At 68.1% G+C, this 12,038-nt stretch carries 7 protein-coding genes and 4 pseudogenes; 7 read left to right on the top strand and 4 right to left on the bottom strand.

The features are described 5' to 3' along the window. Positions 1–441: 441 nt before the first annotated feature. Both AC07DU_RS01215 and AC07DU_RS01210 read left to right on the top strand, forming a co-directional pair. Positions 442–627: pseudogene (locus tag AC07DU_RS01215) on the top strand (CorA family divalent cation transporter); the annotation flags it as partial. A gap of 333 nt (positions 628–960) precedes the next feature. Then, positions 961–1,764 carry a hypothetical protein gene (locus tag AC07DU_RS01210; protein WP_479108923.1) on the top strand — a complete coding sequence of 268 codons (804 nt, stop codon included), beginning with the start codon at positions 961–963 and terminating at the stop codon, positions 1,762–1,764. Positions 1,765–1,907: 143 nt separating this feature from the next. On the opposite strand, the gene AC07DU_RS01205 is transcribed toward AC07DU_RS01210, so the two are convergent. Continuing rightward, positions 1,908–2,132, bottom strand: a complete 225-nt coding sequence (locus AC07DU_RS01205) for a hypothetical protein (RefSeq protein WP_479108921.1) — start codon at positions 2,130–2,132, stop codon at positions 1,908–1,910. 326 nt (positions 2,133–2,458) lie between these two features. Between AC07DU_RS01205 and AC07DU_RS01200 the strand changes: the two genes are divergently transcribed. Further along, complete coding sequence (locus AC07DU_RS01200) at positions 2,459–3,040, top strand: hypothetical protein (protein ID WP_479108919.1); 582 nt, start codon at positions 2,459–2,461, stop codon at positions 3,038–3,040. A gap of 66 nt (positions 3,041–3,106) precedes the next feature. On the opposite strand, the gene AC07DU_RS01195 is transcribed toward AC07DU_RS01200, so the two are convergent. Then, entirely contained in the window at positions 3,107–3,775 is a 669-nt protein-coding gene (locus AC07DU_RS01195; RefSeq protein WP_479108917.1) for a hypothetical protein, read from the bottom strand. Next, complete coding sequence (locus tag AC07DU_RS01190; protein ID WP_479108915.1) at positions 3,772–7,224, bottom strand: CHAT domain-containing protein; 3,453 nt, start codon at positions 7,222–7,224, stop codon at positions 3,772–3,774. The genes AC07DU_RS01195 and AC07DU_RS01190 overlap by 4 nt, the downstream gene beginning before the upstream one ends. Before the next feature lie 415 nt (positions 7,225–7,639). Here AC07DU_RS01190 and AC07DU_RS01185 point away from each other — a divergent pair. Then, a pseudogene (locus AC07DU_RS01185) lies at positions 7,640–7,824 on the top strand (CorA family divalent cation transporter); the annotation flags it as partial. Between the two features lie 420 nt (positions 7,825–8,244). Here AC07DU_RS01185 and AC07DU_RS01180 read toward each other — a convergent pair. After that, positions 8,245–9,185: pseudogene (locus AC07DU_RS01180) on the bottom strand (MFS transporter); the annotation flags it as partial. Positions 9,186–9,679: 494 nt separating this feature from the next. Here AC07DU_RS01180 and AC07DU_RS01175 point away from each other — a divergent pair. The 3 genes and pseudogenes from AC07DU_RS01175 (at position 9,680) to AC07DU_RS01165 (ending at position 11,981) form a co-directional block, all read left to right on the top strand. After that, positions 9,680–11,395 carry an LPXTG cell wall anchor domain-containing protein gene (locus AC07DU_RS01175; protein WP_479108913.1) on the top strand — a complete coding sequence of 572 codons (1,716 nt, stop codon included), beginning with the start codon at positions 9,680–9,682 and terminating at the stop codon, positions 11,393–11,395. Positions 11,396–11,499: 104 nt separating this feature from the next. Then, positions 11,500–11,610: pseudogene (locus AC07DU_RS01170) on the top strand (YceI family protein); the annotation flags it as partial. 221 nt (positions 11,611–11,831) lie between these two features. Further along, positions 11,832–11,981: a prealbumin-like fold domain-containing protein gene (locus tag AC07DU_RS01165; RefSeq protein WP_266614052.1), complete on the top strand. Its 150-nt coding sequence runs from the start codon at positions 11,832–11,834 to the stop codon at positions 11,979–11,981. Positions 11,982–12,038: the final 57 nt, after the last annotated feature.

The raw sequence follows: 12,038 nt of genomic DNA, 5'->3' as shown, positions 1-12,038 counted from the left end.
CTCGTCACGCTCAGGGCCACCGACGCCCAGGGCGTGGAGCGGCGCGCGTGTCTACCGCCCGCCCACCGGGGTGGACGCTGTCCGAGGCCCAGAAAGGCGTGGCAGCTCATCACCTTCATGGCCGCCCTGCCCTCCTTCGTCCCCGTACGCCGCAGCCGTGCACGACTTCAACCACCGGCGGCAGGCAGGCGGCGCCCTACTCCAATACGCTGCGTAGCTCGTCCCACCGCCCAGGCCGCCCCGCCGACCAGCGGTGAATCGCCTTCGAAGGCATCCTCGGCGGGGGAGAACCTGGGGAGAATGAAGCCCCGTTGGGGAGCGTCTGGGGAGGATCGACCGCATAGACGGGTAGCACGGCGTAAGGGCCAGAAAGGCGGATCCCCGCGGGTCAGCGCTCCCCTCCAGTCGATTTCCGCAGGGCAGCGGTGTGAGGGTGACGACTTCAAGAAGATCTCCTCCTGGGCCGCCATCTTGTTTGCACCCACACTCGTGGGAACCATCTACGGCATGAACTTCGAAGACATGCCGGAGCTGAAGTGGGCAGGTGGCTACCCGTTCGCAATCCTGCTGATGACAGTGGTCTGCGTCAGCCTGTACGTCATCTTCAAGAAGCGCGACTGGCTGTAGCTGGCAAGGTGGACTAGGCCGTCAACTTCCCAGAAGCAAATGCGCTCGGACGCCAATTCGCAGGCTCTGGGGAGAAGGCGCGGCGCTGGGCGGAGCGTGTCATCGGCCCCTGATCAGCCACTCCGGACCTCTCGCCCGGCCGGCGAGCACTGCCACGCGAGCGCAGCCCGTCACAGCGAGTGCGGTAATCCGTCGGTCAGTGTCTGGGGCCGCTTTGTCGATGCCTTTGTGGTGTGGGCCTCATCGTGGATGGCAGACCGTCGATCTTGACGACAGGTTCTCGTCCTGCCCGTTCAGGGGACGGATGTCCGACCCTCCCCTTAGGTTGCCTTCATGACTCCCGAGAGGACCGCAGCCCATCAGGCGTGGTGCCAGATGGGCGCGGAACACGCCCTGTTCCGCTGGCCCACGTTGACTGCGCCCCCACTGGTGGTGTCGTCACCCCACCTGCTCAACACGCACGATCTCGATTGGGAGAGCGTGGAGTACCTGATCGCGTGGCTCGTCCGGAAGGTGGAGGGCTGGGAGGAGACGTGGATCTACGGCGAGCGGGGCCAGAACCAGCACGGCATCGATGTCGCGGGCGTGACGGGCACGGAAGTCGCTGTGTTCCAGGCCAAGAGGCTGAAGAACTTCACGTGTGAGGACCTCGAGAGGGCGGTCGACCGCTTCGTCACAGGCAAGCGGCCTTTGGGGGCCACCACCCGTTTCGTCGTCGTCACCGCTCACGATGCGAGTCGCACGGAGATCCAGGATCGCCTCATGGAGCTGCGGCAAAGACACCCGGATCTCCAACTCGAACTGTGGAATAGGAAGCGTCTGTCCGATGAGCTGCGGCCGCACCCGGAGATCGTGACCGCCTTCTTCGGGGCGGCAACGACCCAGGTGTTCTGCCCGCCCCCCACCCCGGAGGAGCCGGCTCCTGCCGTGCTGGAGGGGCAGCAGGTGGACGCCGAGGCCTGCACGCTCCGCAGCACAACTCCGAATGGCGGCGCGAAAGCTCGAAGCGAATATCCGCCACGACGAGGACACCGACGCTCACCTCACACAACTGGGTTGGCTGCCGCTGCGCATCTGGGAGCACGAGAGCGTGGACGGTGCCGTCGGGAGGGTGGCTGCTGCGCTCGCTTCCCGTAACCATCCACGAGCTCTACGCCTTCAGGGGCTCTCCCTCCCAAACAGCGAGACCACATTGAGTATCTGTACGGATGCGGCTGGTTGCTGCCGTGCCGGTGATCGCTCGTGGCTCGGCACCATCGCCAAGGAGCACAATGAAGCGGTCACAACAGCGTCGCGGCCAGGCTCAGGCGGGAAAGGCTCGACGTAAGGCGGTATCCAAAGAAGATGCCCATGAGCAGAACGCCCGCAGGCAGGGCATCGGCAGGCCGCGCGTCGGATACCTCGTTGTGCACGGAGTCGGCAACCAACATCGACACGTCGGCTCCGAGCGCTCTGTCCTGCGCCACATGGGCAAGACGATCGTGGACCCACTCGCCAAGGCCCACGGCGCGTCGTCGGTCATCTGGACGGACACCCCAGAGTGCAGGGAGACCTCTGCCGAGTGGCCGTTCGGGGCTCCCGCCCATGCGACCGCCCGCATCACCATTCCGGGGCATCGGGCAGCAACGGTACTCATCGCGGAGGCCGTGTGGTCGGACCGCTTCCGTCGGCCCTCGTGGTACCTCCGGTGGCTGTTGACAGTGATCTACCTTGTGAGAAGTCTGCCCGCGGTGCTTCTGCTGGTCGGGCCCGATCGCCGCGACCGCTCCGTCTGGGTGTCGACTGAGGCCTCCTTCAAAAGCACCTTGCTGCGTTCGATCCGCAATGGACTGTGGCTGGTCGCGCCCCTTCCGGAGAAACGGAAGCGAATCTGGACTCCGAGCCCGTACAGGAGAACGTCATACCGGGCATCCAGCCACCTTCCGAGGGCGACCTGATACCCGAACCCGTACCCGGCTGCCATGTCACGCCCAAGTACAACACCTGGTTCCAGGAGACTCTCGGTCACACCACGGCGGCCGGGCTCATGGCCTTCACCGGCTCCGGCAAAGCCCCCGCCCGTCACCTGACCGACCGGCAGGGCCACAAGCGCTTCGATGGCTTCGAGCATGCCGCCAGCACTAGCGTCCAGGACATCAGCCACGAGCTCCTCGGAACCACGTATGCCGGCACCGACCACGTCTTCCGACTGAACGGCCCCCGGGTCGAGGCGTTCTCCGGCGTCGGCGCTAGCCTCTTCGCGCTTCTCTCCGAAGGGAGCATCGAGGAATACCGCGCCATCGTGCACGCAACCCGCCACACCCGGCCCCTGCTCGCCTGGGACGAGAAGTGGGGCGGCCCCGTCTCCGTGCATGCCGACGGATCCGTACTCGCTATCCGGCTGCTGCCGGGTCAGCGTCAAGCGCGCCGCTGACCCCCGACCGATCCTGAGCCGGAGGCCCCGCCGTGCCTGAGGCGGGCTCGCGCCCCCAGCACCGGGTCACTCCGCCAGCACGATGGTGTGCGGTGTCGGCGCGAGTTGCGCGCGGTAGCGGCGGATGCCCCAGTTGCGATGCTCCAGCTCCGCCGCGACCAGTACCTCGGCCGTGTTCACACGGTCGGGCACGAGCTCCACCAGCGCGGCCACCGGGTGATCGCCGACCAACGGGAAACCTTTGACTCGCCGGAACTCCCACTGCGGGTTCGGCTGGGAAGCGCCGTGGCCCCGGACGGTCCACTCCTCCCTCGCCGGTCCGGCGCCTGGCGGCTTCTCCACCCCTACATCCAGCACGCCTGTCGTGACCGTGAAGCTCACGCCCGTCCCTAGGCCAGCGATAGGGCGGGTGCGCTCACCGGGGTCGATCAGGCGCGCGATCGGCTGCACATCACGTTCCGGTGTGGACAGTGCGACGCCCAGGGAGGCATGGCGGAATACGCCTTTGCTCTCCGGTGTCTCAGGGCGAAACGAGCACACCATCAGCAGTTGCCGGAACTCCCGGTCGGGTGTGGCACTGAGATAGGACAGCCAGCCGGCCGGCGCGCCCGCATGGTCGGCAGGCAGTAGGTCCCAGCCGAAAGTGAGCCTGCCACGCAGCGGTGCGTCATCCGCCGGGCTGCCGAGCGTACGCTCCGGCACGAGTTCGACGTCGTGCAGCCGAATCTCGGTCATGCGGCGGCTCCCTTGTTCCTACCGTGCACATAGGTGAACGCTCCCCAGTCACGGTAGTGGGGATGCGTGGCACGCGTGGCGAGTTGGGCACTACGGAAGGCCTGCTCCGGGTCCGCGCCGCGCGCGACTCCGTGGTGCAGGTGGTGGTAGAAGTACGTGGCCGGCTCCGGGCGCACGGGCCACAGGCACCCGACGACGGCCTGCGCTCCGGCGGTGATCAGTGCCGAAGGGATGCCGCGAATGTTGTCACCACGGTCGAATCGACCGAGCGCCGACTCACAAGCGGCGAGCGTGACAAGGCGAACGCCGCGTAGATCGACATCCAGGAAGTCGTACGCGAATACGCGGCCGTCGTCGTCGCCGTCCGGCGTGAGGTAGAGGCAGTGCATCCACGGCGCGTCCTCGTCCAGCGTCCCGTGTACGGCAATGTGGACGACGTCCGCCGTGGACATCTCCGCGCGCAGCCTGTCGCGAGTGGCCGCACGACCGGTGAGGGCTTCAGCGCCTACCGCCTCGGCAACCTTCCGCGCGTGCTCCTCCAGCGCCGGTTCGGCATGCAGATCGAAGGGAACACCCCCTGCAGCGGAGGCCAGGACAACGGTGCGGCCCTCACGCGCAGCTACTTCGACGGGTGCCAGGGCTTCGAGGCCGGCGATCGTGGTGACCGTCCAGTCGTCGGCGATCAGACGGCCGCCCCTGCGGCACAGCGGTAGGGGCAGGTAGTGCAGAGCGCCGTGCGGCCAGGCCAGGATTCGATCCTTGCCCTGGCCGCGCCAGTTGTCCCAAAGTTCGCTGCTGCCGAGCGGCAGGCCGGCCGACTCCAGCAGCCGATGGCCCTCCGGTGTCACGTCGCCGAACAGCGGGTCGCGTTCGATCTCCGTCCGGATCGCCTCGACCCGGTCCGCATCCGGGTGCCGGTCGCCGTTCCCGTCCGCGCCCTCGCCGAGGTGCACCACGAGCTCCCGGCCCTGCCTGGTGACCGCGAGCAGCACGGCCGCGCCGCTCACCGCCGCGGGCAGGAACCACGTCAACAGCACGGTTCGATCGTCCAGCAGGTCATGCACCTTGGCCCAGATGTGCTGGTCGTCGATGAGCGGTGCCGAACGCCGACGCAGCTCGTCGTCGATGAACGACGAGATGCGCCACCTCAGATTCCGGGCGATCTGCGTGTTGTCGTGGCCGCCAGGACGATGGTCGGCGTCCACCACGTTCAGCAGGTTCGGCAAGGCGCCGCCAGCGGCGGCGGGCTCCTCCCAGTCACGCAACTTGCCGAGGAAGTGCTGGATGTGCGCGGGCAGCACGAGCGGGCCTTCGATGCGCCACCACGCGCCCAGCTCCGAACCCTTGCCCGCTTGATGCAGGCCGAGTATCAGCCCCATCGGCAACGTCTCGCTTTCCGCGGTGAGCTGCCAGACCGCCGAGTGCACGAGGTCGCGCAGTATCGCGCCGAGTTCGGGCGTGCCGCTCGTGTCAAAGTTCGGCGCATCCACGATGATCGCGTACAGCGCATTCCTGAGTTCGTCGCCGCGGAGGTTGCCCAGCTGCTGCACAAGCGGCACCAGGCTCGCCTGCGCCAATTCCTCGAAGCCGAGCGAGGCGTAGGCGAGCGCCGCGTACGTGTAGTAGCCCCATGGGAAAGGGACAGGGCTGGAGACCGGCTCGCCTGCCTCCGCCGACTGGTAGTACAGATCCGCCGTGAGCAGCCGGACCTCCTCGTTCCGTCCGTCGCCCGCCTGCCGTAGAAGAGTGAGCCCCAACGCTGGCTGGCGCCGATCGCGGGCGTGTGCGGCCGCATGCAGCAGAGCTGCAGATCGCTGTGCTGGTGTCCAGGACTCCGGGAACGACACCGAGAGTGCCTGGTTGGGACCCGGGCACTCGCTCGGGTCGTCGGGCAATACGTGGAGCCGGGCCTCGATCAGCTGCCTGCGGTGGGCAGAGGGCCGCTGGATGTCGAGCTGCCCCGCCCAATCCAACACGGTGCGCAGCAGCCGCCGGTCGGCGCGTTCCCAGGCCAGGCTGACGCCCTGGCTGATCACCTTCGTGGTCACCGTACTGCCGTGGGCGGCGACGAAATCGGCCAGTGGCGTCCCGAACACCCCCGTGAGCAGCCCGTCGGTCGTCTCTTGGGACACCCCGTCCACCATCCTGAGGAGGAACAGCGCGAGGTCCGGCTCGTCGGTAGCGGACGAGTCGCGCCATGCCGACAGCGCAGCGCTGGCAACACCACGGTGAACTCCCTCCTCGTCCGCGAGAATCTGCGCCAGCACCGCCAGCAGCCGGGGCCTCTTCAACCCACCGTCCAGCTCCAGCGCGCGCACCACCAGGTGTCCCGCTTCCGCCACCAGCCGGTGGGACTCCGTCTGGAAGGGCTCCTCTTCGGTGAACCACGTGCGGTACAGGTCCGCGGTCAGCCGAGCGGACCATGTGGTCAGCAGCGGCTCGCGAGCGTAGTCGTCGGCGGCCAAGTCCTCCGGTCCTCGGGTCGCCATCCGTAACCGAGCGGCAGCCAGCAGCGCGGCTTCCAAGTCGGCGGAGTCGCTCAGTTTGTCGATCAGCCGAGCCGCCAAGGCTTCGGACTCCTCGAACACCGCGCGGTCGCACCGGTCCGCCACCAGGTGGACGCCCGCCTCGACGGTTTGGAAAGCCGCGACCCGCCAGGCAGCCTCCATCGCGCAGGCGTCGGCGACCTCGGCGACCAGTCGCCAGTAGACGTACATGAACTCCACCAGGCCGTGGTAATCGAGGAACTCGTCCCGGAACAGCAGATCCACCATTGCCGCAGCGGGCATCGCACCGTGCTCCGCCAAGGCCTGTCGCATCTCCTCTACTTCGCGCGCCCGTCGCTTCGCCTCGTCCAGCGACATGACCCGATCGCACACGTACTGCGCCAGCTCCATGAGCACTCCGACGGGGTCGATGACGAAGGTGACTGTCGGCATGCCGTCCGTCTCGTAAGCAGGCTCACCGAAGCGCACAGAGCCGGCGCACACCTTCCCCCGCCGCGTTTCGAAGACCAGCGCGCCGAGCGGATCATCTGTGGCAGGCAGCACGTGGGACACGACCAGCATGACCGAGCCCGAGACCTCCGCCGCCTCCCGCCACCCTGGCGGCCTTTCCAGGTCGAGGTCGTGCACGAGGTACGCGCCATCAGGGCCGAGGACGGACAGCACACCTTCTTCGTCCTGCGTGACACACCACCGGGGGGCGAGAGGGTGACTGAACGGCAATTCGTCCAGCGAGAGGAGCGCTGGGAGGCCCCGCGCGTACGCGCGGGTGAACAAGCTGCCTCCCACCCCGCCACCAGTGGTGAACGGGCTGATACTGGCCAGACCGACGGCCAGGCCGGCATGCCGGACACCCTCCACATCGGCGAGGAACGCCCACCCGGTGACCTCCCGTGACAGTCGCACGCCATCCCCCTTCGCGCCGCCGGTTATCGACAGGTTCAACGGTGGCACAGACAACGGCCGGACCAGCCCGCTTCCGGGGGCACGGGACGGTGATCTCAAGGGCGACAACGTCCGCGCCACGCTGTGCGCTCGTCCTTACGCGGCCACGACTGTTCCGATTCGTTCATGGAACCTTCACCCACGAAAGCCAACGCCACGGCAACTCCGACTCGCTTCCACTACGTTGCGTAGCCCGTCCCGACACCTGGATCGGGCTCCTGGCCAGCCCTGATCTGCCCTCCCCGGCAGACGCGGCTGGGGAGAATCTGGGGAGAGTGAAGCCCGCTGGGGAGCGACTGGGGAGGATCAGCCGCATAAACGGGCAGCACGGCGAAAGAGCCGGAAAGGCCGATCGTCGCAGGTCGGACCGCCTATGCAGTCGATTTCCGCAGGTCAGCGGTGTGAGGGTGACGACTTCAAGAAGATTTCCTCATGGGCTGCCATTTTGTTTGCTCCCACACTGGTCGGAACTATCTACGGCATGAACTTTGAGTCCATGCCTGAGTTGGGCTGGACCTTCGGATACCCCCTTGTGAACTGCCTCATGGGGTGGTTTGCATCAGTTTGTACGTGACTTTCAAGCGACGGGACTGGCTCTAAGCCCCTCGCGTGACGCTCAGTCAACCTTCGCACTTCGCTTTCGCATCACTCGTAGATCGGCCCAGAAGCGGCCGTGGGGGTCTCTGGGGGAATAGATGCGGGTGATCTCCTCACCCTGCCCCGGCAAGCCTGTGACCAGCCCTTTTGCGCGTCGGCGCGCCCTGGGGGGAATCTGGGGAGGAACGCAGGGCAGTCAGCGCCTTGCGCCCGCCGCAACGAGCCCGCCCGGCCACCTGTTCAGCGCTCCCTGCAGAGCCGCCGACCCTGGGGCGCATCACAGACAGTGACCTCCATGCACTTTGCCGTCCCGGACAGGCCCCAGGGTCAGAGCGCCCTGACCTGTCGCATGTGTCGTCCGTGCGAGCGACGCCAGTCGCGAGGCTTCAGCAACTCGCCATACGCCGCACCGTGCCCACGGAGTCAGCGCCAGGGCAGACGCCCTCGGCCCGCAACCTGCTGTGAGCTCGCCAAGGCTTCAAGCCTGCGTCTGCGGTGACCACGCAGCAGCCTACGGACGGCCCAGCCTGCGTGACACCCCCGCCTCCGCACGCGACCACTTCCATGAGGAACCCTACGGGTGCTGCGTGCTCGAGCCTGACGCTGCTTTCCCGCTCTGAACCGACCTGGACAGGGGTCGTGTGCGGACTCCTCCCGACGCCAGTAGGCCAGCCACGCGGCCACTACGGAAAGCGCGGCGAGAGCTGCGAAGAGGTGGGGGTAGCCGCCGAGCGGCCCCGCAAGAGCGGCTCCGGCCCATGAGGCGAGGGCTGCGGCAATTCGGGCGGGGGCGCCGAGAAGGGCGGAGAGGCGGCCGTAGTGGGTGGTGCCCCAGCGGTCGGTGACTGCGGTGGCCTGGAGAAGGGTGAGGTTGCCGCGGACGACGCCGGCGAGGACGGCGAGGCAGACCAGCAGGGGCATGGGGTCTGGGATGAAAGCAAGGGCTGCGGTGGTTGCGCCGCCTAGGGAGATCAGGGTGACCGTGCGGGTGGTGACGGAGGTGCGGCCGGCGAGGGTTGCGTAGAGCGTGCGGCCCAGGGTCTGGCCCGCTCCGCCGAGTCCGAGGGCCCAGGCGGCGGTTGTGGCGTCGGCGCCGCGTTCGGTGAGGAGCGGGATCAGGCCCATGACGACGGGTACATGGCGAAGCCGGAGAGGGTGAAGGAGGCTGCCAGCAGGAGGAAGGGGCGGCTACGGGCGATCGGGGTGCGGTCGTTGGTCGGTGGGGCGGGTGGGGCCGTCGGCCAGGGGCCCGTAGGGCGAGCGCGGGCGGGAATGGTGATGGCGGCGAGGAGCACGGCCAGTACGGCGTACGTCTGGCGCCAGGTGAGGTGTTCGGGGAGGGCGGCGGTGAGTGGGGCGAAGATCCGATCCCTCGCCCACCTTGGGTCGGGGCCAGATAGATGCTGGTCTCGACCGAGGTTTCGAATGCTTGCTTCGGGCGATAGCCGCTACTGCTGGCGTATCCCGTTGTCACCCGGGCCCAACGAGCGGCACCACCGGTGGCGTCACGCGGTGGTGGACGGGAACAAGCTGTCCAGCGCCAGGACGAGCACCTACTGATAGACGCTCCGAGGTGGCGCTCCTGGCCGCGGCCCCGGCGGCAAGGACCAGCCCGGGCGTGTCACGGGGCCACCGGGTCCGGTGAGACGGTGCGACCGCGTCTCGGAGAAAAAATATTGAGGCGGCAACCTTTCCGCTCCAAGTGGCCACTTAGGGGTGTACCGACGAAGGCGAGCCGTGGTCAGCGGCGCTACGCCCTCTGTGTCAACACCCCCGATCGGAGCCCCACGTGTCACCAGACAACCCGAGATCCGCCGAGCAGCAGATGCCTCGGGAGCGCACGCCCCGCCGTAGCCGGATGCGCCGGCGCTTTGTCGCGGGGGCGGTGGCGTTGCTCGCCGCCTCGGCCGGTGTCGGCGCCCTGGCGCCCAGCGCGGGCGCCGCGGAGACCGTCGGCATCAAGGTGGACGCCGGTACCTCCTTGGGCACGGTGCCCAGCAGTGGTGTCGGCCTCAATCTGGGCTTCGGCGACGAGCACATGGGGGACGCCAATGTGACCTCGCTGATGAAGGCCGCGGGAGTTCGGCAGCTGCGCTATCCCGGCGGTTCCGGCGCGGACGAATACCACTGGAAGACCCACACCTCCGGCGACGGCAAGGGCTGGATCCCCTCCAACACCAACTTCGACCGCTTCATGGACATCGCGAAGAAGGTCGGCGCCCAGCCGATCCTGACCGCGAACTACGGTTCCGGCACCGCCCAGGAGGCCGCCGACTGGGTCAAGTACTCCAACGTCGACAAGGGTTACGGCGTGAAGTACTGGGAGATCGGCAACGAGGTCTACGGCAACGGGCACTACGGCAACGGCAAGGGCTGGGAAAGGGACGATCACGCCGACAAGAGCCCGAGGGAGTACGGGAAGAACCTGGTCGCCTACTCGAAGGCGATGAAGGCCGTGGACCCGACGGTGAAGATCGGAGCGGTGCTCACCACCCCCGGCGGCTGGCCGGACAAGGAGAAGGCTCCCGGTGACACCGCCGACTGGAACAACACGGTGCTCTCCATCGCGGGAAGCTCGATCGACTTCGTCATCGTCCACTGGTATCCGGGCGGCAAAACTACGGCCGACCTGCTGAACACCCCCTCCCGGATCGCCGCTACCACGTCCGAGCTGCGCTCGCTGATCGCCAAGTACACGGGCTCGCGCGCCGCTTCGGTGGAGATCGCGGTCACCGAGACCGACGCCGTCGGCTCGCCCGCCTTGACCAGCCAGGCCGCAGCCCTGTTCGCGCCGGACACCTACATGACCTGGTTCGAGCAGGGTGCCACCCACGTGGACTGGTGGAACCTGCACAACGGCACGGACCAAGCGCCCACCACCGTCCACGGCCAGACCGACTACCAGGACGGGGGCATTCTCTCCGCTGGAACCTGCGCCGGGGGGAAGTGCCAACCGCCGCGCGACACAACCTTCCCCACCTACTGGGGCATCCGCTCGCTGACCGCACTGGCGCAGCCTGGCGACACCATCGTCAAGTCGTCCTCGGGCAACTCGTCGGTCAGTGTGCACGCGGTGCGGAGCAGCACCGGCGGTCTGAACGTCATGCTGACCAACAAGAGCCCGGAGAACGCGGCGGAGGTGTCGCTCTCGTACGCCGGATTCACCCCGGCCGCAGGGGCGGTCACGACCGTTTCGTATGCCAAGGGAGACACCGCCCTGACGACGGCGGAGCGGGGCACGGCGGTCGCAAAGACGCTGCCGCCGTACTCGATCACGACTCTTCAGCTGAAGCCCGCGTCGGGGACCGCCGGCGCTGACAAGCCGACGCCCGCCCCCACGCCGACCGCCGCCACGCCGGTTGTCACCGCCTCCGGCACGACCGGCACCCGTGCGCAGGCGGAGCGCGGCGTACCCGTCGGCCAGCCGACCCCGGGCAGCACGTCCGGCGACCTGGCTTCCACCGGGGTGAGCAACACCATCACCTACAGCGCCCTCGGTGGCCTGCTGGTCATCGCCGTCGGCAGCGTGCTGGTGCTTCGCGGACGTCGCCGCAGGGCTTTGCACGGGAAGTGAGACCGCGTGAGTGACCGACGGCTCGGCAGCAACGCCACCCACCCGTGGCGTGCGCGCCGGGCCGTCGGTCTCCGCGCCAGCGTCGGCGGTCAGGAAACAAGGCCCGGGTCGTTGACCTGGACCTGGCCTACCTCGGCACCGGTCCCGACCCGTGCGGCGGCCCACGGGCCGCGTTCCGGGCCACCGTGGAACTGCCGCGCGAGGACTTCGCGATCTTCGGGGACCTGGCGGTGTTGCCCGCCTGGCGGGGTCAGGGCATTGAACGGCGACTCCACGACGCCGTTCTGACCTTCCGGGACGAGACCGGGTCGGTGCTGTTCGCAGACTCCACCGATGCCACCATGCGGGGCATCTACCGGAACTGGCGCTACGTCTGGCGCACCGCAGGAGGCAGCGCCGATCGCTGCGCCCCGCCCCGCTGCTGATCTCCGGCCTGTTGCAGACCGGTAGCGCCGCCCCGGACACGTCCGTGGGCGCCACCTGCACCACCGGCGCCGACGGTGTCTGCACCGCCACCGTCCCGCTGGGGAGCTACTACTGGCAGGAGACCAAAGCACCGCACCGCTGGGAGCACTCCCATTCGTAGGCACATGAAGCCAGCCCCGCGCGGTGCGCGTCAAGACACGCGCCCGCGTTCACCTTC

It is taken from the genome of Streptomyces sp. NPDC045695 (assembly GCF_056432025.1).
Note: the sequence above shows the minus strand (reverse complement) of the source record. Positions and strands in the feature narration are given on the sequence as shown.